This window comes from Virgibacillus proomii, from assembly GCF_900162615.1.
Taxonomy (GTDB): Bacteria; Bacillota; Bacilli; order Bacillales; family Amphibacillaceae; genus Virgibacillus; species Virgibacillus proomii.
The window spans coordinates 1,647,692-1,669,096 of sequence record NZ_FUFN01000010.1 but is presented as its reverse complement, the minus strand read 5'-3'; the positions used below and the strand labels follow the sequence as shown (position 1 = coordinate 1,669,096).

At 35.3% G+C, this 21,405-nt stretch carries 22 protein-coding genes; 8 read left to right on the top strand and 14 right to left on the bottom strand.

What is annotated here, in order from left to right; genetic code table 11:
* Positions 1 to 194: 194 nt before the first annotated feature.
* On the bottom strand, positions 195 to 476 hold the full coding sequence (locus tag BN1066_RS15215) for an Fpa/YlaN family protein (RefSeq protein ID WP_077320301.1): 282 nt from the start codon (positions 474 to 476) through the stop codon (positions 195 to 197).
* 307 nt (positions 477 to 783) lie between these two features.
* On the opposite strand from BN1066_RS15215, the gene BN1066_RS15210 reads away from it, so the two are divergent.
* Positions 784 to 1,269: a hypothetical protein gene (locus BN1066_RS15210; RefSeq protein ID WP_077320300.1), complete on the top strand. Its 486-nt coding sequence runs from the start codon at positions 784 to 786 to the stop codon at positions 1,267 to 1,269.
* Between the two features lie 221 nt (positions 1,270 to 1,490).
* Complete coding sequence (locus BN1066_RS15205; RefSeq protein WP_077320299.1) at positions 1,491 to 2,084, top strand: YhcN/YlaJ family sporulation lipoprotein; 594 nt, start codon at positions 1,491 to 1,493, stop codon at positions 2,082 to 2,084.
* A gap of 56 nt (positions 2,085 to 2,140) precedes the next feature.
* Here the strand turns inward: BN1066_RS15205 and BN1066_RS15200 are convergent, their stop codons facing one another.
* Positions 2,141 to 2,431, bottom strand: a complete 291-nt coding sequence (locus BN1066_RS15200; protein WP_077320298.1) for a hypothetical protein — start codon at positions 2,429 to 2,431, stop codon at positions 2,141 to 2,143.
* Between the two features lie 380 nt (positions 2,432 to 2,811).
* On the opposite strand from BN1066_RS15200, the gene BN1066_RS15195 reads away from it, so the two are divergent.
* The gene (locus BN1066_RS15195) at positions 2,812 to 3,015 is read left to right on the top strand and encodes a YlaI family protein (protein ID WP_077320297.1); all 204 of its coding nucleotides are present in this window, start codon (positions 2,812 to 2,814) and stop codon (positions 3,013 to 3,015) included.
* A 345-nt stretch (positions 3,016 to 3,360) separates the two neighbouring features.
* Here the strand turns inward: BN1066_RS15195 and BN1066_RS15190 are convergent, their stop codons facing one another.
* On the bottom strand, positions 3,361 to 3,660 hold the full coding sequence (locus tag BN1066_RS15190) for a YlaH-like family protein (RefSeq protein WP_077320296.1): 300 nt from the start codon (positions 3,658 to 3,660) through the stop codon (positions 3,361 to 3,363).
* Between the two features lie 189 nt (positions 3,661 to 3,849).
* On the opposite strand from BN1066_RS15190, the gene BN1066_RS20345 reads away from it, so the two are divergent.
* Entirely contained in the window at positions 3,850 to 4,020 is a 171-nt protein-coding gene (locus BN1066_RS20345; protein ID WP_179104414.1) for a DUF5325 family protein, read from the top strand.
* A gap of 7 nt (positions 4,021 to 4,027) precedes the next feature.
* On the opposite strand, the gene BN1066_RS15185 is transcribed toward BN1066_RS20345, so the two are convergent.
* Both BN1066_RS15185 and BN1066_RS15180 read right to left on the bottom strand, forming a co-directional pair.
* Positions 4,028 to 4,837, bottom strand: coding sequence for an inositol monophosphatase family protein (locus tag BN1066_RS15185; RefSeq protein WP_077320295.1), 810 nt, complete (start codon positions 4,835 to 4,837; stop codon positions 4,028 to 4,030).
* Between the two features lie 421 nt (positions 4,838 to 5,258).
* The gene (locus BN1066_RS15180; RefSeq protein WP_077320294.1) at positions 5,259 to 5,450 is read right to left on the bottom strand and encodes a hypothetical protein; all 192 of its coding nucleotides are present in this window, start codon (positions 5,448 to 5,450) and stop codon (positions 5,259 to 5,261) included.
* A 592-nt stretch (positions 5,451 to 6,042) separates the two neighbouring features.
* Here BN1066_RS15180 and BN1066_RS15170 point away from each other — a divergent pair.
* Entirely contained in the window at positions 6,043 to 6,660 is a 618-nt protein-coding gene (locus tag BN1066_RS15170; RefSeq protein WP_077320292.1) for a YktB family protein, read from the top strand.
* A gap of 78 nt (positions 6,661 to 6,738) precedes the next feature.
* Here the strand turns inward: BN1066_RS15170 and BN1066_RS15165 are convergent, their stop codons facing one another.
* The 3 genes from BN1066_RS15165 to BN1066_RS15155 form a co-directional block, all read right to left on the bottom strand.
* Positions 6,739 to 7,026 (bottom strand): UPF0223 family protein, encoded by a 288-nt coding sequence (locus BN1066_RS15165; protein ID WP_077320291.1) that lies wholly within the window; start codon positions 7,024 to 7,026, stop codon positions 6,739 to 6,741.
* Positions 7,027 to 7,494: 468 nt separating this feature from the next.
* Entirely contained in the window at positions 7,495 to 7,602 is a 108-nt protein-coding gene (locus tag BN1066_RS15160) for a GapA-binding peptide SR1P (protein WP_077320290.1), read from the bottom strand.
* 449 nt (positions 7,603 to 8,051) lie between these two features.
* Positions 8,052 to 8,924, bottom strand: a complete 873-nt coding sequence (locus BN1066_RS15155) for a polysaccharide deacetylase family protein (RefSeq protein ID WP_077320289.1) — start codon at positions 8,922 to 8,924, stop codon at positions 8,052 to 8,054.
* Positions 8,925 to 9,189: 265 nt separating this feature from the next.
* Here BN1066_RS15155 and BN1066_RS15150 point away from each other — a divergent pair, with 265 nt between their 5' ends.
* Both BN1066_RS15150 and BN1066_RS15145 read left to right on the top strand, forming a co-directional pair.
* On the top strand, positions 9,190 to 10,719 hold the full coding sequence (locus BN1066_RS15150) for a glycine betaine uptake BCCT transporter (RefSeq protein WP_077320288.1): 1,530 nt from the start codon (positions 9,190 to 9,192) through the stop codon (positions 10,717 to 10,719).
* Between the two features lie 733 nt (positions 10,720 to 11,452).
* The gene (locus BN1066_RS15145) at positions 11,453 to 11,842 is read left to right on the top strand and encodes a thioredoxin domain-containing protein (protein ID WP_143695854.1); all 390 of its coding nucleotides are present in this window, start codon (positions 11,453 to 11,455) and stop codon (positions 11,840 to 11,842) included.
* Between the two features lie 320 nt (positions 11,843 to 12,162).
* Here the strand turns inward: BN1066_RS15145 and lpdA are convergent, their stop codons facing one another.
* From lpdA to BN1066_RS15120, 5 genes are all read right to left on the bottom strand, one after another.
* Positions 12,163 to 13,569 (bottom strand): dihydrolipoyl dehydrogenase, encoded by a 1,407-nt coding sequence (lpdA, locus tag BN1066_RS15140; protein ID WP_077320286.1) that lies wholly within the window; start codon positions 13,567 to 13,569, stop codon positions 12,163 to 12,165.
* Positions 13,570 to 13,572: 3 nt separating this feature from the next.
* Positions 13,573 to 14,838, bottom strand: coding sequence for a dihydrolipoamide acetyltransferase family protein (locus BN1066_RS15135; RefSeq protein ID WP_077320285.1), 1,266 nt, complete (start codon positions 14,836 to 14,838; stop codon positions 13,573 to 13,575).
* A gap of 23 nt (positions 14,839 to 14,861) precedes the next feature.
* Positions 14,862 to 15,839, bottom strand: coding sequence for an alpha-ketoacid dehydrogenase subunit beta (locus BN1066_RS15130; RefSeq protein ID WP_077320284.1), 978 nt, complete (start codon positions 15,837 to 15,839; stop codon positions 14,862 to 14,864).
* 3 nt (positions 15,840 to 15,842) lie between these two features.
* Positions 15,843 to 16,925, bottom strand: a complete 1,083-nt coding sequence (gene pdhA, locus BN1066_RS15125; protein WP_077320283.1) for a pyruvate dehydrogenase (acetyl-transferring) E1 component subunit alpha — start codon at positions 16,923 to 16,925, stop codon at positions 15,843 to 15,845.
* Positions 16,926 to 18,047: 1,122 nt separating this feature from the next.
* Positions 18,048 to 18,734, bottom strand: a complete 687-nt coding sequence (locus BN1066_RS15120) for a YkyA family protein (protein ID WP_077320282.1) — start codon at positions 18,732 to 18,734, stop codon at positions 18,048 to 18,050.
* A gap of 566 nt (positions 18,735 to 19,300) precedes the next feature.
* Between BN1066_RS15120 and def the strand changes: the two genes are divergently transcribed.
* A complete protein-coding gene (gene def, locus BN1066_RS15115) occupies positions 19,301 to 19,852 on the top strand; it encodes a peptide deformylase (protein ID WP_077320281.1) in 552 nt (183 codons plus the stop codon).
* Between the two features lie 36 nt (positions 19,853 to 19,888).
* On the opposite strand, the gene BN1066_RS15110 is transcribed toward def, so the two are convergent.
* A complete protein-coding gene (locus tag BN1066_RS15110) occupies positions 19,889 to 20,662 on the bottom strand; it encodes a Cof-type HAD-IIB family hydrolase (RefSeq protein WP_077320280.1) in 774 nt (257 codons plus the stop codon).
* Between the last annotated feature and the right edge of the window lie 743 nt (positions 20,663 to 21,405).

The following is a 21,405-nucleotide window of genomic DNA, read 5'->3' as shown; positions in this document are numbered from 1 at the left end:
AGTAATTGATTCTTCAACCAAACGCCAAATCGACTAACAGCAAAAAGCTTACTATTATTATGATCTATAGCTAGTTAAATGCAAACATCTATCCGCTTAGATTGCTTCCTTAAACAAAAAAACCTTGCCAATAGCACATGTAGGCAAAGTTTTTGCTTCCTTCATCGTCTCGCAAAAACCGAACGTAAGTAGGATTATACGGAATTTTGCGCTGCTTCATGCAGTATATTCAACTTCCTCTCTAAATCCTCTAAGAGTGCTTTACCTTCATTTTCGCTGATTAAATTCAAACGAACAGCAAAATCAATTTCTCTGGAAAGTCCAAACATCTGTGTATCCAGTACTTCTTCATATAATGGGCATTGTGGCATTGTTAAGTTATCTATTTGAACTTCAATTAGTCGCAAAATTTTTTCAGCATCAGCCTTAAGAAGGGCAAGGGCTTTTTCACGATGATCTACTTTCACCTCTGGCATCAATACAATCCCCTCCGTTTTCAAAGACTTCTTTCTATATTATATTATCGTTAGTCCCAATAAAATGCAAATAAAAAAATACGTTTAATTTGTAATTAATCTGCAAAGGTTTTAATGTGTATGCATTAACAATTTTACCAATCATAATAAAGTTAGAACTCGCTTTCTTTTTTACCGGCATCGACTTACTTAACCTGTCTCTTGCTCTATTAGTAAAAAGTAGATAGGGAAAAATAACTCGCCTGAAGTGAAAAAATATACCATGTCTGCTATCCTAAATGAGGAAAACTACTATGAGGTGATAAAAATGATCATACCAATCAAAGGAAAAGTTACATACCCAATAACACTAGACCCATCTGTTTGGATTTTTGATGACAGAAAAATTGAATTAGAACACGCTTTTACAAATAAGGCGATATCTGAAGATAAGAAAGATGATATCGAGCAGGCTTCCAAAAGATGGGATAGCGAGGTGACAGATAAAGCAAAGCCACCTGTGAATCGAAGCATCAAGCGGTTTGAAAGGGAAAAAATTTTGAAAAGTTCTTATGTGATGCCACTTGACGATTTTCTTAATCATGCACAAATAAAAGAAGACGCAACGGAGGCAATTTTAATTCGTAATGGTGAAAACGCAGCCATTCCTTTAGCTGACTTATATAAAAGTTATTTTTTATTTTCTAAGGATGGAAAACCATTAAAGGACAACGGACCTGTACACCTTTACTATAAGGACGGTTCAAATAAAGACAATCCAATAACGAATATTACTGGAATTACGATTCAATAAGGATAAATCCTATAAAAGTCCAAAATCTTGCAAGATAATTATTGTTCACTAACAGTTGTTTTGACCTCACCCACTCCCGTTTATGTAGATTCTTATATGGTGGAAGGTACGTCAATAAGAGGAGTATTCGTAAACATATATCATTTTCTTTTATATTTTGCATAATATCGCAACTTTTATCCAAAATAATTGTATCGATTATTTTGGATGGAGGAATAGCGATGAAATTATTTCACATGGTAATCATCCTGTCTTGTGCACTTTTATTCGCTGGATGCAATCAACAACAAGAAAAATCAATTGAAGATACGGACAACAACAAGGAATTTACTCAAATAAAAAGTTCAGAACCAAGTGAAAAGAAGAAACTAACAAATACAGAAATCGCTAATCATTTAGCTAATATTGCTAGTGATGTACCTAATGTTAATGATGCTGTATCCGTAGTTGCCGGTCCATACGCGGTGGTAGGTATTGATGTGGACAAGAATCTGGACCGTTCCCGAGTAGGTACGATTAAATACAGTGTATTAGAAGCATTATATAATGACCCTTATGGAAAAACCGCTGTTGTTGTCGCTGATGCTGACGGGAATGAAAGAATACGAAACATGGCTAATAAAATTCAGCAAGGACATCCTGTATATGGGGTAGTTGATGAATTGGCTGCAATTGTTGGGCGTTATATGCCGGAGTTTCCAATTAATAAGAATCGGCCAATTGAACCTGATCAAAATAAAGAAGTCATTCCTGAAAAAGAGAAAGAGCAGTTAGAAGATATAGAAGAAGAACAATCCAATCATTATAAAAAATAATGAAGAAAGTTTCCGTTAATTGACGGAAACTTTCTTCATTAATAATCCATAACAGTTTATTGGTGCTGTATTTCTGCTTTGTTATTTTCTTTCTTTTCCGTATAGTATTGAACACCAAATTGCGAACCTTCAGATACCATTTTGGCGTTTTCCAATTGTGCTAAATCTTGACTAGGAGATTGATCTGGTACTCCAGCATTTTCAAAGGTTGATCGAATAGAGTTTTGATATTTTTTGTATCTCTGCTTTAATTTTTCTCGAGCATCCTTATTACTAAAAAAATATCCAGCTACTGTTGCTCCGATAACTCCAGCTGCACCAGCTGAATACAAATATTTCTTTTTCATGGAATCGTCCTTTCTTTCCCGCTCTTTATAGTCTATTTACCCATCCTAATACTTCATCAAACATCTTTATTATGTTATACTAAATGAAACTTTGTTCTGATAAGTTTTACATCCTTAAATTCAAAGAAGTTAAATAAACGAACAGCTCATATCCTTTCCAGAAAAGCAGACCGCTTTTTCTTTAACATCATACTAATTCAAGGTAATATTCACCTTACCATTTTCAGCTAGCTTGACACGTTAGAATTAAAAATAATCTTAGTTACGGTAATACCTAAGATTAAAATGAAGGATCAAGTAAAACATTTCGACTGTGCTTGATTAAATTAATAAAGCTATATTGGTGCTATACCTTATCTTTTGATTGTTGAGGTGAAATTATGCAAGTAAAATGTACAATTTGTGATCAAATAGAAAGTATTGAAGATCATTGCTTCGAGGCTAAACGTTTACGTAATCGGCGTATTCATATGTACTTATGCAATGATTGCTATAATAGAATCGAAGAAAAGACATTGCAGCGTCACGCAACAGGAAAATTCCGCTTGTATGAAGAAAAAAAGGCAGCTAATGATTTTATTTAGTTTTTAAAACCAAAGGAGGGAAAGCATACCTTTGGTTTTAAAAACTTAAGTAAATAAAACATTATATTAATTATTAAAGAGGATTGTCAAAAAGTCTGGTAAAAATCCCTCCAAATTATAGAACCATATTTCTTTCTTCTCTTTTATCGTGATAACTTTGCGAGAGAAGTAACATCTAAATGCCCGATTCGTTTAACGCGACAGGACAAGGAAGACTTCTCGAAACGAAAAGAATAGTCACGATTTTTTCAAGAACGTTGTAATGTTAGCCGACAACACGTCATTTATCCTCTTTTTGAACACAAACAGGTAAAACTATTCATACTTAGTTACATGTTATGTAAACTATCTTGTTTTACGCTCTCGATGCAGTCTAAACCGATAAATCGCTAAAACAACAGAAATAACGATTAAGCTTTCCGTAATCGGCAGTTGCATAATGCTAAATATAGTTAGTAAATATACTCCAATGAAAAGCATTATGTATACAATAATCGTTTTTAATGCTGGCAGCTTTCGCGCAAAACCAAGCTTAAAGGAAATAATACTAAAAATTAAATTGATGATATATAATTTCAAAAAAATGTTTTTGGTTCCATACTGTTCTAAAAGAAAATCAAAAACAAAACTGAAGCTTCCATCCATAGTCATCCCCCATAACTATTCATCCTTTATATATTGATGATCCTTGTACCATCATACTAAATATTTATCTGCTTCGCCAGTAATTATTATATAACTTCCCTATTCCTCCTTATATAGAGGTTATACCCTTTGAACTCACCAACTCTTTCCGATATACTAGATTTTGAGAAAAAGAGGTGGAATGGGAAAATGAAAAAAATAAATTGGCCAATGTTATTATTGGCTTTTCTCGTAATATCTATGTTTATTGGCGTTGGCATTGCAATCGCCTATCGGAATATTTGGCTCGTAATTCTATTTCTGGTACTGGCCTGCGTTTTTATGGGTACAGGAATTAGTTTTAAAAAGAAAAGAAAGTGACAATTAGTCACTTTCTTGCTGTCTTTACGTAGTCGTTTAATATTGTTTGCTGGATACCTCGATTTCCTGTAACTACAGATGATTTATGAAGCATATTTATCGCATCTCCATCAACAGTAGTAGTCACCCCACCAACTTCATTAACAATAACAATACCAGCTGCATAATCCCAAGGAGAAAGACTAAGTGTTAAATAGGTATCAATAATCCCTTCGGCTACATATGCAAATTCTAATGCTGCTGATCCGTAAGTGCGTGCTCCTCTTACATCTTTTACAAGTTTTTGCATTACTTTTTCATCCACTAGTCGATTTTCACATAGCCAAAAATGGTTTAAACTTAACATTGTTTCATTAAAAGGAATATTTTTTCTTAACCTTGGTAGCTTATCATTATTTTTATAAACGCCTTCTCCCTTTTTAGCACTATAGAGAATATCTTCCATCACATTATATATAAAACCTATTTCTCCAACCCCATCATAATATATTCCAATAGAAATAGCGAAATTTCTTTTTTGATGAACGAAATTCATCGTACCATCGATCGGATCAATGATCCACACCGTTCCATTCATTGATTTTAAATTGTCACCATAGCCTTCTTCACTTAAAATGAAATGATGCGGAAAGGTATCTTTAATTTTTTTAGTAAAAAATTCTTCAGTAGCTTTATCCATGGTCGTCACTAAATCATTGGGGTTTGATTTTGTGTCGACAACTAATGGAGCGTGAATTTGATCTCTTATCTCTTTACCGGCTTCGTATATCCATTCTTTTGCGTGATTAAAAACCTCATCACGTTGTTCTTTATTCATTTGAGTTCTCCTCCATTCGAAAGCTCTTAGTATAATACTACCAAAACTTAGAGACTTCGTCATGAAAGGCCACTCTTAATTTAAAGAATACTTGCTGATACGTAAAACGTAACGACGAACCAACTTCTATGATAGAAATATAATACACTCACTTTCATTAGGGGTGTTGCCTGTTTGGATTTTTAACCATAGCCATCTCCGTATAAATAAGCAATTTTTAAGTTCTCCTCTACCTTAACAGTCTTAGAACTTTTTTAGCTATAACAAAGACATAATCGAGCAAACGGCTTCCCTTCTTTACTTAGAAAAACTTGGCTTGTCACCAAGTCTTTATGGCGAAGTTATCGTTTTTCTTATACGATAAAGCCTAAAGTTTTATACTTGCCTATCGTGTAAATGAAAACCAAATTAACCTATCTAGTTACACCTGACTTAATTCCAATAATTGTTTTCTTAATTGGTTTAATCTTTCCTTACTTTTTATTACTGCTACTTTATCGTCATTTTTCATAGCATCGTATAGTGTAACCAGTTCATAATCGATTTCCATACGTATGACAGGTAATTTTTCCTCGGCCTCTTTACGACGCAGAACTTCCATTACGTATTTCAAATGGTACACACCCTTTCATTCCCATTGCAGGGTTCCTTTTAATATATTTATGAATACTCGTAGGGATTGGTTCGATACAGATTGACCTATTCTATAAAACAAACCTTTGTTTATACATACGTAGATTTTTAACTATTCCATTCATTTAGTAAAACAGGTAAAACCATTACTTCCTTATTAAAGGGAGCATACTTATTTAAAATGTAATCTTAAATACTATATTCCCAATTATAGATTGTTCTTAAACATTTGATTTTATGCTTTGAGCAACATTTTACTGACATTAATTATTAATACGTATAGCTTGACTTGTTTAAATCCATACTTAATAATAATTATAAAATGTAATAAAGTGAAACTTCATTCAAGGAGTTTATTTCCTTGAAAAAAGAAACACGCTTTTTCTGCGTGCGATGTATCGCTGACGTAGCTTTCCTTGTCCTGTCGATCCAACGATTCAGGCATTTAGGTACCGTTACCTTTCAATTAGACTTCTTTGCGTTCCCTATCCCTCTAGAGGAAGGCTTACAGCTTGATACAGGATTAAAGCTAAATAGTAACAGTAAAGTTGATTAACGAAAGGAAGAATAGGATGTCATTTACAGGTTTTGAAGAGAAAGATTTTGATACATTTACAATTGCTGGACTTGAAGCTCGCATGGAAGCCATTCAAGCTCGAATTCAACCTAAGTTTAGAGAAATAGGTAATGAATTAACTGATTATTTAGCAACTCAATTAGGTAATGAGATGTTCTTACATATAGCTAAACATGCCAGAAGGACAGTTAATCCGCCTAATGATACGTGGCTAGCAGTAGCCAATAACAAACGGGGCTATAAAAAACATCCACATTTTCAAGTTGGATTGTTTGATGATCATGTATTTATTTGGTTAGCACTTATTTATGAATTGGACCATAAATCAGCAATCGCTCAAGCGTTTCTTAATGATTTTAATCGTTTAAAACAACTTCCTGAAGATTTCGTTATCTCTTTAGATCATACTAAAAAAGGTGCTAAGCAGATAAGTGATTTAGAGAAGAAAGATGTGGAACGTTTTCGAGATGTAAAAAAAGCTGAATTTTTAATTGGGCGACATTATTCTAAGGAAGATAATCGTGTTTATAATGGCACTACTTTTTTACAACTAGCAAAATTTACTATTGATTATTTATTGCCATTTTATAAACTTGCTTTAAATAGTAAATAATTCTTTACTTCACACATAACTAAATAAATGATAACAATTAACAATAAAACAATATAAGGATAAAAGAGGAAAAGCTTATTAACGAAGCTTTTCCTCTTTTCTTATGGATAGAAAAGGTTTTTCAGTTGTTCTTGCCTGCTTTACAACTTGATAACTTGAATAGCCAGAACTTTGTTCAAAAGCCTTAAATAGTTTCTTTTCTTCGCTTTTCGAAGGTACAATCTGTTTAAATGCTCGATAAGCAGCCAATAATACATCACGTTCTACTTTTTTCTCATATGCCTGCTCTATCAGGGTAAAAAATTGAACCACTTGTATCACTTCTTCTTTTGTCCATGTTTCATCTATTGGGTAATGATAATTCATTAAGCTACCTCCCATGCAACAAACGTACTGTCCAAAAGTTTTTTAAATAAAATTTGATATTTCTTAATATTAGTACACTGTGGGGAAAAACGGGCCTCTTTATGAAAAGAATTCTGAACGCCTCTTTACCCACTGAGGCTATAAATTAAGTAATGGGTATGATAGGATCAAGGTCCTTCCGCAACAAAGTTTGCCTCCCGTCTTTGTGTAAAGATCATTCGTGGAAACTTAATATCGAGGAGTTTTCCCTTTGACACTACTTAAACAAAAGCAACTACTTAGTCTAGTGTAAGTAAAAATACTCCCACGTGCAAGTAGATTTCCTTTCAATCAACATATAAATAGTGATTCTTACGTTGGGTTGGCGTGATGTTTACAAATGTAAAAGAAATCTGCAGTAAATTTTTCAACATACAAAAAAGCTTGTAGAGAACAACATTCCCTACAAGCTGGTAGCTATAACGCTTATTATTTATTTTTGCGACAAGTCGGACAAGTACTATAAAGTGTAACAACTTTTTCATTTTCATATTGTTCAATGATCTTATGACAATCTTGGCATACAATAGTGCCCATTCGTGCCAACCCCTTTGCATATTATGATAGCGTATTCATATTATAATATGTCATATTTAAAAAATCAACCCTATATAGTATGTCATATTATATTATTATCAGTTAAAGATTATGAGCTTCTTCTTTAACTTTAACGTTTAAAGTTAATTTCCCTACGGCTTTTAAAAATTGGATCAACCCTTTAGGATTTTCATGACTGCCAATTGCGTATATAAATGATGCAGGTAACTGTTAACTAACCTATTCCGCATATCTAAGATGCCGGAAGACTTCTGGGCAACGCATTTGTAATCGACATCCTTAAAAAAGCAAAGCACTTTTTCTGCGTGCGATTTGCTACAGCACATAAGCTTGACAACGAAGCTTTTCAAAAAAGATATCCACCATGTAGAAACGAATCTTAGATAGTAAAAAAACGGCTCTTGACAGGAGCCGTTTGAAACTTATATTTAATTTAATGTTTTAATTGTGTGCGGATCAACCATTTCATAGCCTTTTTCTCTTAAACCCGTCACAATATCTTTCAATGCTTGATTTGTCCATTCTCGATCATGCATCAGCAGATTCGCTCCTGGTTTCAATAATGAATAGGGTACTTCTACTTCAGGCCCTTCGCCGCTTACCATAGCCTTTGTTAGCTTTTTAGCGTCTTGATAAGGAGCAAAATAATCATAGCCATATGTCCAGTTCATAATGATCATATCCTCTTCTTTAGCAACCTGCTTGGAGTGATCTGTATTCATACCATGTGGAGCACGGAAAAATTTAGGGCGTTCTCCAATTATTTCTTCAATTTGATCACTAACTTTAACAATTTCTTCTGTTTGTTCTTGTACTGCTAAATCTGGAAGTTTTGCATGACTATATGTATGGTTACCAATAACAAATCCCATGTCGTGAATTTGCTTAAGGACATCCCTTTGTTCTTTCGTTTCTAAAAAATGTCCATTAACAAAAAAAATAGCATTGGCATCTAGTTGCTTTAATGTTTTAGCCATATCCAAAGCATATTTATCGGGAACGTCATCAATTGTTAATAGCACTACCTTTTTGTTTATACCCTTATTAATTGGTACAATTGTAGCATTTTCAGCTACTGTATATTTAGAATCGTCTTGCTCTGTTACTTTTTTTTTATTTACTTGTGCATTTTCTTGCTTATCTTCAGTGTTTTGAGAGTTATGTTCTACTTGAGAGCCTGTCTCTTTTACTGCTTTTGGATTTTCTTCCTTTGTAGATTGATTATTTTCATCGTTTTCATTGGCACACCCAGCGAGCAAGATAGCGATAATAAGTGCTATAATGATTCCGACTTTCCTCATTCAATCCCTCCTGATTATACAATGTCGAATATTGTCTCCACTATTATAAACTTCTGGAAAAATATTGACAATGGAAAATAAAAAAGCTGATATTTTTGACATCATATTTTAGTTTCTTACAATATTTGGAACTGGTTTATTTACAGTTTGTCAGAGAATAGTAAAAACAAGTTTTGTTATTTGAATAAATACCATGCTATATGTTTTAATACAATAAGTACGTCTACATAGTTAACCAAAAATAAAAATAGAAAGGATTATTTTTGTGAAAAAAGTAACACGAGTATTCTATATTTCAGCAATTGTTGTAGCATTATTTATTATTTGGGGAATCATTCCAAAAGACGTATGGCCAAATGCCAATTTGGATAATGTTACAAACATTATTCAAACATTTCTTGTTGATAAATTTGGTTGGTTTTATTTATTAAGCGCAACCGCATTTGTTGTGTTTTCGATTTACCTTATTTTTTCCAAATATGGGAACATTAAATTAGGGCGCCCTGGTGATAAGCCGGAATACAGCTATTTAACTTGGTTCGCCATGCTATTTAGCGCCGGAATGGGGATTGGGCTAGTGTTTTGGGGAGCTGCTGAACCAATATCTCATTATCATGCACCACCGTTTGGTGCAGAAGAAACAGGTGATGCGGCTAGCACTGCCATGCAATATAGCTTCTTTCATTGGGGCATTCACCCTTGGGCGATTTATGCAACTATTGCACTTGCACTAGCGTATTTTAAATTTCGTAAACAAGCGCCCGGAGTTGTAAGTGCTGTCCTTGAGCCGATTTTTGGCGATCGAATTAAAGGTACATGGGGCACAGTAATTGATTTTATAGTTGTATTCGCAACAATATTTGGAGTCTCTACTTCACTTGGCTTAGGAGCGATCCAAATTAGTGGAGGGCTTTCCTATGTAACTGGAATAGAATCCACTATCACCGTACAGCTGATTATTATTGCCATTGTTACTGTGCTTTATATAACTTCAGCAATGACAGGACTGAATAAAGGGATCAAATATTTGAGTAACGCAAATCTTGCTCTTGCAGTATTGCTTATGTTATTCGTTTTATTTTTAGGTCCAACTAATTTTATTTTGGATTATTTTACTACTACATTAGGAAGTTATATCCAAAATTTGCCTAGTATGAGCTTGCGCATGACGCCGTTTAGTGAAGCAAAATCAGATTGGCAAAATAAATGGACCTTCTTTTATTGGGCTTGGTGGATTGCATGGGCACCCTTTGTAGGGACGTTTATAGCAAGGGTTTCACGCGGGAGAACCATTCGCGAATTCGTCTTAGGTGTTATACTTGTACCAACAATTTTCGGTGCCCTATGGTTCTCCGTTTTTGGCGGTTCCGCTATTCACTTAGAAGTCTTTAAAGATGCAAATATAATTCAGACGATAAATGATCTCGGAGAAGAAACAGCATTATTTGCTGTTTTAGAAAACTTTCCAATCGGTAGTGTAATCTCGGTTATCGCTATTTTACTAATCTGTACCTTTTTTATCACCTCAGCAGATTCAGCAACCTTTGTGCTTGGTATGCAAACAACTGGAGGAAGCCTTGATCCCGCAAACTCTGTTAAATTTATCTGGGGTATCATTCAATCAAGTGCCGCAGCTGTACTTCTTTGGCAGGGTGGGTTAAGCGCACTACAAACTGCATCAATTATTGCCGCCTTTCCATTTGCAATTATTATGATTCTGATAATTTTCTCCTTAATAAAATCATTTAGGAGAGAAGCAAAAGAATTTGATTTAACCGGAAAAAGAAAAGGGTAAGGAGCTTAAACGAACACCTATGTCTAGGACAAACCAAAAAAGAGTTGTGCATCTAGAAGATGATTTCTATATTGAATAGGAGTCATCTTCTTTAACTACTATTGATAGCGAATTTATTTTGCCTTAACTTATCTAATGTTTGATAAGCATTTATAATCTACTTTGTCCTTGGAAAAAACGCTCTTTTTTTTCGTGCGTTGTCGAGGCCATCTTGGCTTTGAAAAAGAAAGGCGCTTTTCCTTCATGTAGCGTGTACTGCTAACGAAACTTACCCTATCCCTATCCACCTAAATAAATTGGACATTTAGTTACCCTTCTCTCCCACTTTGACTTCTTCGTTTTCTCTGTAAATGTGAAATAGGAGTCTTACGAAATCTAAATGCAGATAGAGCTTCGTCATTATCCCACCTTTCTCTTCTTACATAGATAAAACACATATTCCATTGCCCGAAAAGCGAAGATACTTCCACGCAACTGATCCATTATATCTTATTTCTTCCCAAATTACGAATCGTTTCTAAAAGAATAGGTCGACATATCCAACTACTTATAATATAGAATTTGCTAGTGCATTCGACAAATATCGATTATTTATTACTGTTTCATGTTAGAATTAGTAAATTTATTACCAAATCTAACATAACACTTTCAACTTGATAACAGTTTATTTACAGTAAAGTTTAGCACCTATATATTTGTTAAACTAGTAAATAGGAATACGACATTAAAGTAGGTGAGGATAATTAAACGAATCGTCCCCTTTTTTATTTCTTTATTGCTACTGTTAGTTAGTTGCGGAGAGTCAAATGCTTCTATCATTAATATTATATCTTTTCAACCAAAAGAGTATGATGTGGTATTCTACACCCATTCCACTAATAATAAATTGGAAAACATCTATTACGATGCGATTATTGAAATTAAAGCTAATTATCCAAACGAATTTAGTCCTGTAGAAACCGAGAAAAAAGAACTTTCTGAAGTAAAAGAACTCATAGACCCTGCCTCCCCCACCTTGCTAATCGCAAAAAACGGAAAGACAGTTGAACGAATATCCGGGCAAGTATCCAAACAAGAAATTATGAAGAAGTTGAAACAAATAGTTGTAGAGGAAAAAACATAATTATATAATGTATCGCTTGATGCTGTATATGTATTTTTCATATCAGGATAACTGCATTTCGCTATCGTAACTTCTCTAATCCTTAAAAAGCAATAATTCTTCGCACAATGTATTTACTCTATTTGTCGACTCCGACGAATAGAGCACTTAGGTACCGAATAAAATGACGTGAGGAGTCCGTATCGACTAATCATGAAGTTTGTTGCATAAGCTAGAAGAACTAAGAACTACTCTCAAAAACGATATCCACCACGTAAAAACAGATATCGTTGATAATAAAAAGGAGAGCAATCTTTAAAAGATTAGCTCTCCTTTTTATTTTATAACATATGAATTGGTGTACCTAAAGCAACTTCAGCAGCTTCCATGGTAATTTCTCCAAGCGTTGGATGAGCATGAATGGTTAAGGCGATATCCTCTGCTGTCATTCCAGCTTCGATAGCTAGTCCTAATTCTGCAATCATATCGCTTGCGTTAGGACCTGCAATTTGTGCACCAATAACTAAGCCATCCTCTTTACGTGTGATCAATTTCATAAATCCATCACTATCGTTTAATGACAACGCACGACCATTAGCAGCAAATGGGAATTTAGCAGCTTTTACATCAAACCCAGCATCTTTCGCTTCTTGTTCTGTATAACCAACGGTAGCTAATTCTGGTTCAGAGAATACAACTGCTGGCATACCAATATAGTCAATTTCAGCTTTTTCACCGCTAATTGCTTCAGCAGCTACTTTACCTTCATAAGAAGCCTTATGAGCTAATGGCATTCCTGGAACAACATCACCAATAGCATAGATATTATCAAAGTTTGTACGACATTGCTTATCAATTTTTATTAGACCACGATCATCCATTTCAATACCGACTTGTTCTAGTCCAAGTTCGTCTGTATTTGGACGGCGACCAACTGTTACCAATACATAATCGGCTTCAACGGTTTCTGATTTTCCATTAACTTCATATGTTACTTTTACACCGTCTTTCGACTCTTCCACACCTTTAGCCATTGCTTCTGTTATAATCGTAACATTTTTGTTTTTCAGGCGCTTTTTAACCACCTGTCTCATTTGTTTTTCGAAACCGCCAAGGATATCTTTCGTTCCTTCCAATACCGTAACTTCTGTACCGAAATTAGCATAGGCAGTTCCCAGCTCCGTACCGATGTATCCTCCACCAATAACAACCATTTTTTTAGGAATTTCTTTAAGGTTAAGCGCACCTGTAGAATCTAAAACACGGTTGGAAAATTTAAAGCCTGGTATTTCAATTGGTCTAGAACCTGTTGCAATAATACAGTTATTAAACGTATATGTTTGGGACTTTTTATCATCCATGATTTTTACTGTGTTTTTATCTACAAAGTAAACTTCACCTTTAACAATATCAACTTTGTTCCCTTTTAATAGTCCTTGGACTCCAGAAGTAAGCTTTTTAACGACACTGCCCTTCCACTCTTGCACTTTGGCAAAATCTACGGACACATTTTCCGTTTTAATACCGAGTTCTTCATTACCTCGTGCATGTACAGCTAGATGGCCAGCTTGAATCAATGCTTTTGAAGGAATACATCCTACATTTAAACAAACACCACCTAATGCGCCTTTGTCCGCAATCGTTACTTTTTGTCCAAGTTGAGCAGCACGAATAGCTGCAACATATCCACCAGGACCAGCTCCAACAACAAGTGTGTCTAATTCAATTGGGAAATCTCCTACTACCATACCTTACGCCTCCATCATAATTAATTGTGGATCGCTTAATAATCGCTTGATTTGATTTAGGGCATTTTGTGCCGTAGCCCCATCAATAATGCGATGATCAAAGCTTAATGATAATGCTAGTACAGGTGCAATAACTACCTCTCCATCACGAGCAATTGGTTTTTCTGCAATACGTCCAATACCAAGAATTACTGCTTCTGGATAGTTTAGTACTGGAGTAAACCATTGACCGCCTGCAGATCCGATATTAGTGATTGTATTCGTTGCACCTTTCATCTCATCTGGTGCTAGTTTACCATTTCTAGCCTTGTCTGCCAATTCATTAATCTCTTTAGAAATTTCAAAAATAGATTTGCGATCAGCATGTTTAACAACTGGAACTAGTAAACCTTTATCTGTATCTGCTGCAATCCCAATATTATAGTAGTGTTTGTGAACAATTTCATTTGTTTCATCATCTACAGAAGCATTAATGATTGGATACTTTTTCGATGCAGAAACTAACGCCTTTACAACGTATGGTAAATAAGTCAGCTTTATTTCCTGTTCGGCTGCAATTGGCTTAAATTTCTTACGATGAGCCACTAATGCAGTAACATCTACTTCATCTAGCAAGGTAACGTGAGGCGCTTTTGTTTTAGAATTAACCATTGCATTGGCTATTGCTTTGCGAATTCCACTCATTGCTTCACGAGTTTCTGGGAAGTCACCTGCAGTAGCTGGTGCAGCTGTTTTCTCTGCATTAGCTGTTTCTTCCGTTTTAGCCTCTGCTGCAGCGGGTTGATCTCCCTTCAGATAGCTATCAATATCTTCTTTCAGGATGCGGCCATTCTTTCCTGATCCAGTTACATCCGAAATGTTCACACCATTGTCGCGAGCATATTTTCTGACAGATGGCATTGCGATAACTCGTTTATCTTGATCTTTGTTGTCAGTAGCAGCTTGAGTAGTTGTTTCTTTTGTTTCTTCAGCTTTAGGTGCTGGTGCTTCTTCTTCTGAATCTTCTGATGCCTCATCATCAGACTCATAACCCTCTGCATCAAATGAAATAAGTGTATCACCAACAACTGCTACTGTTCCTTCTTCAACATGAATTTTTTCTACTGTACCATCAACTGGAGAAGGGATTTCAACAACTGCTTTATCATTTTGAACCTCACATAGGACGTCATCCTCTTTTACTTCGTCACCTTCTTTGACAAACCACTTGACGATTTCACCTTCGTGAATTCCTTCTCCGATATCAGGTAATTTAAAATTAAAAGCCATAAATTTTTACCTCCTGTCTCTTATTAAAAGTTCATGACACTGTTTACTTTTTCAATGATGTCTTTGTGATTAGGCAACCATACTTCTTCCGCTTCAGAAAATGCATAAACGGTGTCAGGAGCGGTAACACGTAATACAGGAGCTTCTAGATGCAAAATGGCACGTTCTTGAATTTCTGCAATAACATTTGCGGCAACCCCTGCTTGACGTTGAGCCTCTTGAACAACAACAACACGATTTGTTTTCTTTACGGATGTAATAATTGTATCAATATCTAGCGGTGAAACAGTACGTAAGTCAATAACTTCAGCGCTTATTCCCTCTTTTTCTAGTTCGTCTGCTGCTTTAAGGCAAGCATGAACCATTGCGCCATAAGCAATTAATGTCACATCTGTACCTTCTCGTTTTACATCAGCTTTATCTAAGTCAATGGTATACTCTTCTTCAGGAACCTCTTCACGAAATGAGCGGTACAGCTTCATATGTTCTAAGAATAACACTGGATCGTTATTACGAATTGCTGAGATCAACAAGCCTTTTGCATCATACGGCGTTGATGGAATGACTACTCTAATTCCTGGTTGTTGAGCAATTAATCCTTCTAAAGAGTCAGCGTGTAATTCTGGCGTATGCACCCCGCCGCCAAATGGTGAGCGAATTGTAATAGGATTGATGTGTGTACCACCAGAACGATAACGCATACGTGACATTTGTCCGTTAATTGAATCCATTACTTCATAAACGAAGCCGAAGAATTGAATTTCTGGTACAGGGCGAAATCCTTGTAAAGCAAGTCCAATGGAAAGACCGCCAATTCCTGACTCTGCTAGTGGTGTATCAAATACACGTTCTTCACCAAACTCAGCTTGTAATCCATCAGTAGCACGGAACACGCCGCCATTTTTGCCGACATCTTCCCCAAATACAAGCACATTTTCATCATTTTTGAGTTCTGTGCGTAACGCGTCTGTAATGGCTTGAATCATTGTCATCTGTGCCATGATTTACTTCGACTCCTTTTCTTTATATTCTTCCATTTGTTCTTGTAAATTATATGGAAGTTCTTCAAACATATTTGAAATTAAATCTGTAACTTTTTGTTTTGGATATTGGTCAGCTTGTTTAATAGCTTTCTTAATATCTTCTTTCGCTTCTTCAATCACTTTATTTTCTTCTTCTTCTGACCAAAGGTTTTTACTTTCTAGAAACTTACGGAAACGAACAAGTGGATCTTTCTTTTCCCATTCGTTATCCAAGTCTTCCGTACGGTAACGAGTTGGATCGTCCCCGGCCATTGTATGTGGACCATAACGATAAGTTATTGTCTCAATAAGCATTGGGCCATTACCGTTAATTGCATGATCTCTTGCATGCTTCGTAGCAGCATAGACAGCCAGTACGTCCATACCATCAACTTGAATACCTTCTATCCCAGCAGCTACCGCTTTTTGTGCGAGTGTTTTAGCATTTGTTTGCTTTTCAACTGGAACGGAAATAGCGAAGAAGTTATTTTGTACAACGAAAATCGCTGGTGCTTTAAATGCTCCGGCAAAGTTAATTCCTTCATAAAAATCACCTTGAGAAGTTCCGCCATCACCAGTATAAGTAATAGCAACGTTTTTCTTGCCGCGCTTCTTCATTCCTAATGCTACACCAGCAGCTTGAACATATTGTGCACCAATAATAATCTGTGGACTTAGTGCATGAACTCCTTCTGGCATTTGATTTCCATGAAAATGACCTCTAGAAAATAAAAATGCTTGGTATAATGGAAGTCCGTGCCAAATTAATTGTGGTACATCCCTATATCCTGGAAGAATAAAATCTTCTTTTTCAAGCGCAAATTGGCTTCCTAACTGTGATGCTTCCTGTCCTGCAGTTGGAGCATAGAAACCTAAGCGACCTTGACGATTTAATGCAATAGAGCGCTGATCTAATACTCTAGTGTAAACCATTCTGCGCATAAGCTCTTTTAATTCATCATCTGAAAGATCGGGCATATCATCTTTATTGACAATCTTTCCATCTTCGTTAAGAATTTGGAACGTTTCGAACTGACTTTCAACACTTTCTAATACGTGTTTCAAAATAGTTCACCTCTTCCTTTCCTATATCCTTTTAGTATTATTATTTCTAGCCTACCCCAAAAACGAAAAAAACTGTACTTCTTTTAAAGGTGTTCCCTTTTTTGATTGTGAATAATCCCCAGAAGACGTACAATCATACCATTAGCTGCTAATGATTATTTGCACTTACCAGAGAAAGATATTCACAAAACTGTTACATAAAAACGCGAAAAAATATTAGTACAATTTCTTTTCATCTAAATTCTAGCCTAATTATTTGTAACGGTCAAACACTTTGTCTTCATTATGTGCTTTTTACATAAATTGAAAAATAACCATTTTTATTAAAACGCTTTCTTCTCTCTCTGTTATAGTACTTTTTATTATCTGTATTATTACAATCAATTATTTTCCAATATGGAAATTGCTTGATCTCATATCTTATACAGCTTGTTAAGTTCGCGAATTACAGCCGTGCTCTCCGACCTGTTGTGTATTCGATGCTTCCCACTTACATTTATACTTGTACAAAAAATTACGGAATGCATGTTCATATTTAACTTTTCACGAAAAAAAGCTAGAAGCGCTCTTTTAGCAGTGCGTAAATGGAAGCTCTTCTGACAAGATAATGAAAACTTCATTCAAGATACAATTTTCTCCTTGAAAAATCGCGATGCTCATTCAAGAAGCTTTCCTCGTCCTGTCAACCAAACGAATCGAGATTTAGAAGCCGTTTTTCTCATCCGTACGCAAAATTATAAGCACATTTTGAAATAAGAAAAATAGGGTCTTTACATTCGAGATAAAGAAAACAGGCCACTGTTGCAGGGGGATATCAACGCCTGAACGGCAAGCCCGCTTTTAGCAGGCCTTCCTTTAGATTCGAGTCGTTAGCTTATCGCAGGAAGGTGGATCAGAATGTGCTTATACGCTTAAGCGGTTAAGTTAGAAGAAGTTACTTTTTTAGAAAAAACTTGGCTTATCGCCAAGTCTTTATGACGAAAGCTGTAGTTTTTCTTATACGATAAACCCTAAAATTTTATGCTTTCCTATAGTGCAAAAAAGTTATCCACCATGTACAAAAGAAATATAGTTTTCTAAACTTAAAAAAGCACCTCCTTTTTAAGAGAATGCTTTTAAACCTTACTTTTCTTCAGACGGTTGCTTGTCCGTATCTTTATTAACTACTTCTATCCCTGCCTGTTTATAAAAGTCTTGCTTAACTTTATTATATTCCTGTGTATTTTGATTAAATTCTTTATTGAACTCAATTACTTTACTGTAGGTTTCATTTATTTTATTAACTTGATCTGTTAAAATCTTTTGTTCTAGATCTTTTTTAGGCAGCATTTCATACAATTTCTTTTCTAACTTTAACGCATCGTTGTAGGCTTTATTTAATTTACCATAGGAGTCATAACGCTGAGTCATTATTTTGTTCATTTTTTTAGCGGTTGCTTTTACTTCTTTATCTTCCAGATCATTTATTAATTCCTCAATATTTGAAAATTCTTCTCTAGCCTGTTTAATACTTTCCTGCTCTTTTTCAATTGCATCTTTTCGTTTATCAACCGTTTCAAGTGCTTGTTCCGAACGTTTTTTTATTTGATCCATATCATCCATGCCTAGATCGATTATTTCATTATAGATTTTTTGTTCTTGCTTTTCTAAATCTGTTATTTTACTTTGCTGTTTTTCAAACCCTTCTTCTAAAGCTACCGCTTCTTCCAAATGGTTCTGGATTTTTTCTTCTGGGGTTTTACTACTACACGCAGTGGTTAAAATTGAAAGTATAATTACTGCGATAATTGTTAACTTCTTTATTGACATGAAACTCTAACCTCCTACAACTTTGCTGAATCAAATATTATGTTTTTTAGTATAACATAAATCAGTTTGTACAAAAATTAAAAACGGACAAGGTAATTTTTCTATTCATAAAGTCAAACTCCACTCATGAAGCGTTTTTTCCTTACGAAAGAGTAGAACATTAAAGAAGACCTTGAAAAAATCATGTATCGTTGTCGTAGTACCTTCTTATCCTTGAAAAACCGCGAAGTATCGCTGTCGTGGTTGTTTCTTGTCCTTAAAAAATCGCGATGTTTATTCAAGAAACTTCTCTGTCCTATCGCCCGAACGTATCGGGGATTTAGGAGCTGTTACTCCTCCGTAGTCTTTTCTACAACTTTTGAAGTACGAAATCCTTACGGCAATTAGGTACGGGATGAAACGTTCTTCCGATCTAAAAAATTTGTAATATAACAGTAATCGCGCTTGTCTTCTTTTTTAAAATGAACATATTAGCGCCCCCGTCTCTATCCAATAGTCAAAATATGCTATAACACATATAAATATGATAAAATAATTAATGGAAAGTTGGAATAGGAGTGGTACGTGTGATTACTATGAAAGACATTGTTCGAGAGGGTCACCCTTCACTGACAAATGTTTCTGAAGAAGTAACAATCCCGGTAGAAGACGAAGATAAAGATTTGCTGGAAAAAATGCTTCAATTTCTAAAAAATAGTCAAGATGATGAAATGGCTAAAAAATATCAATTACGTGCTGGTGTTGGCTTAGCTGCACCCCAGCTTGGAGTGAATAAACGTTTAATAGCAGTTCACTTTGAAGCACCAAATGGAAGAAAATATAGCTATGGACTGGCTAATCCTAAAATCATCAGTCATTCTGTAGAAAAAACGTACCTTCCAGGCGGGGAAGGCTGCTTATCTGTAGATCGTGATGTGGAAGGTTTTGTTCCACGGCATGCACGGATAACCGTAACCGCAACAACGATGGAAGGAGAACCTGTGAAATTACGCTTAAAAGGCTATGCAGCGGTTGTTTTCCAGCACGAGATTGATCATTTAAACGGTATTATGTTCTATGATCACATTAATAAACAAAACCCGTTTGCTGTTCCTGAGAACGCAAAACCTGTAGAATAAATATAGCGGCAGCTGTCTAACTGCCGCTATATTTTTTTAAATTAATCTTAACTGTTTTAATCCCTTAGCTATCCCATCTTTTTCAACATGATCTGTTGTATAATCAGCTACTGTTTTTAGTTCTTGAATAGCATTACCCATGGCTACACCAGTGCCGATTTCCTTAATCATCTCCATATCATTTAAACCGTCTCCAAATGCATACGTATCTGCAATATTTAATCCGCTTGCTTCAATTAATTTTTTAACTCCAACAGCCTTTGAACCGCCTTGAGGTATAATATCGCATGAATACTCATGCCAGCGTAAAAAGTGTAATGCTTTATGGTCTTTTGCAAATAACTTTTCTTCTTTCTGTTTACAAAATAGTAGTGCTTGATAAATCGACTCCTGTTCATAAAAAGCAGGGTCGACATCCGGGTAACTAAAATCTAAGCTTTTTAGACTTTCATTAATAAACGGGTGATCCGGAACTGTTGCCTTCATTTGTTGGTGATTCATAAAAACGATCGGAAATTTATGTTTCAGAGTTGCTTGGTACAAATCCGCCAGTTCATCGCTGTTGATCGGATTTGTATAAACCTCTTCTCCTTCAAACACCACATATTGTCCATTAAAGCTAACAAATGAGTGAATATTTAATTCTTTACGAATATGTTCAAACATAAATGGAGCTCTTCCGGTGGCTATGGCTACATAAACTCCATTATCCTGCAGCTGTTTAATTGCTTGCTTAGTGGAGCTTGGGATTTTGTTTGTTTCGTTTAATATAGTACCATCAATATCAAAGAACACAATTTTTTTATGCATATTTCTTCCCCTTCTTTCTCTCAATGTATAAAATATTTTTCTCTGCTTAAACTAAGTATAGTTATAAGAATACTTCATTCAGTAGAACTTGCCTTTATCCCCTACTGAATTCTCCCTGCCTCTTGTCGACCCAAGCGATTGGACAATTAGGCACCATTACGTTAGCTCCACTTAGACTTCTTCATACTCTCTATAACTCTTAAGTAAGAGTTTGACAGCTTAGATGCAGGGGAAATTCAACGGAAAACCGATGAAGGTGTATGCTTATCTTAATTTATTGTCTTGTAGACGATGAACAAATAAATCTTTTTACGAAAAAAGTATAAAGTGAATCTTCAAATCAGTGGGGGTTTTCTTTTATCCCCCACTGATTTGTTAGAATGAACAGAATCGGGTATTTGACTCGCAGTTGGTTCCTCCACTTATCTTCCCAGGGTTCGGCTCATAAAACATGGAAGTAGAGGTCTTACTGCTAATTACATGTGGCATAAACAACTATAACAGGTAATTACGGAATGGGCACCAATCAAAATTTCCAAGCATACTACCCAGTTGCCATCATAAATATTTTTAAGAAATAACGTATTTTTATTTCAAAATTCCTCAACTCATACTATACTATAGGTAAGAGGGATTGGATCGGTAGATTGTATTTCTTGCTTTTCTTAGAATTTTGAAAGGAGCTGACACGTCATGTTAAAGCGTCTAAAAGAAAAGCTTAAGAAACGCTGGAAAGACTTTTT

What these genes read in the sequence shown, in the direction of transcription:
- BN1066_RS15215 (WP_077320301.1), bottom strand. Translation starts at nt 476, where the DNA reads ATGCCAGAGGTGAAAGTAGATCATCGTGAAAAAGCCCTTGCCCTTCTT.
- BN1066_RS15210 (WP_077320300.1), top strand. Translation starts at nt 784, where the DNA reads ATGATCATACCAATCAAAGGAAAAGTTACATACCCAATAACACTAGAC.
- BN1066_RS15205 (WP_077320299.1), top strand. Translation starts at nt 1,491, where the DNA reads ATGAAATTATTTCACATGGTAATCATCCTGTCTTGTGCACTTTTATTC.
- BN1066_RS15200 (WP_077320298.1), bottom strand. Translation starts at nt 2,431, where the DNA reads ATGAAAAAGAAATATTTGTATTCAGCTGGTGCAGCTGGAGTTATCGGA.
- BN1066_RS15195 (WP_077320297.1), top strand. Translation starts at nt 2,812, where the DNA reads ATGCAAGTAAAATGTACAATTTGTGATCAAATAGAAAGTATTGAAGAT.
- BN1066_RS15190 (WP_077320296.1), bottom strand. Translation starts at nt 3,660, where the DNA reads ATGGATGGAAGCTTCAGTTTTGTTTTTGATTTTCTTTTAGAACAGTAT.
- BN1066_RS20345 (WP_179104414.1), top strand. Translation starts at nt 3,850, where the DNA reads ATGAAAAAAATAAATTGGCCAATGTTATTATTGGCTTTTCTCGTAATA.
- BN1066_RS15185 (WP_077320295.1), bottom strand. Translation starts at nt 4,837, where the DNA reads ATGAATAAAGAACAACGTGATGAGGTTTTTAATCACGCAAAAGAATGG.
- BN1066_RS15170 (WP_077320292.1), top strand. Translation starts at nt 6,043, where the DNA reads ATGTCATTTACAGGTTTTGAAGAGAAAGATTTTGATACATTTACAATT.
- BN1066_RS15165 (WP_077320291.1), bottom strand. Translation starts at nt 7,026, where the DNA reads ATGAATTATCATTACCCAATAGATGAAACATGGACAAAAGAAGAAGTG.
- BN1066_RS15160 (WP_077320290.1), bottom strand. Translation starts at nt 7,602, where the DNA reads ATGGGCACTATTGTATGCCAAGATTGTCATAAGATCATTGAACAATAT.
- BN1066_RS15155 (WP_077320289.1), bottom strand. Translation starts at nt 8,924, where the DNA reads ATGAGGAAAGTCGGAATCATTATAGCACTTATTATCGCTATCTTGCTC.
- lpdA (WP_077320286.1), bottom strand. Translation starts at nt 13,569, where the DNA reads ATGGTAGTAGGAGATTTCCCAATTGAATTAGACACACTTGTTGTTGGA.
- BN1066_RS15135 (WP_077320285.1), bottom strand. Translation starts at nt 14,838, where the DNA reads ATGGCTTTTAATTTTAAATTACCTGATATCGGAGAAGGAATTCACGAA.
- BN1066_RS15130 (WP_077320284.1), bottom strand. Translation starts at nt 15,839, where the DNA reads ATGGCACAGATGACAATGATTCAAGCCATTACAGACGCGTTACGCACA.
- BN1066_RS15120 (WP_077320282.1), bottom strand. Translation starts at nt 18,734, where the DNA reads ATGTCAATAAAGAAGTTAACAATTATCGCAGTAATTATACTTTCAATT.
- BN1066_RS15110 (WP_077320280.1), bottom strand. Translation starts at nt 20,662, where the DNA reads ATGCATAAAAAAATTGTGTTCTTTGATATTGATGGTACTATATTAAAC.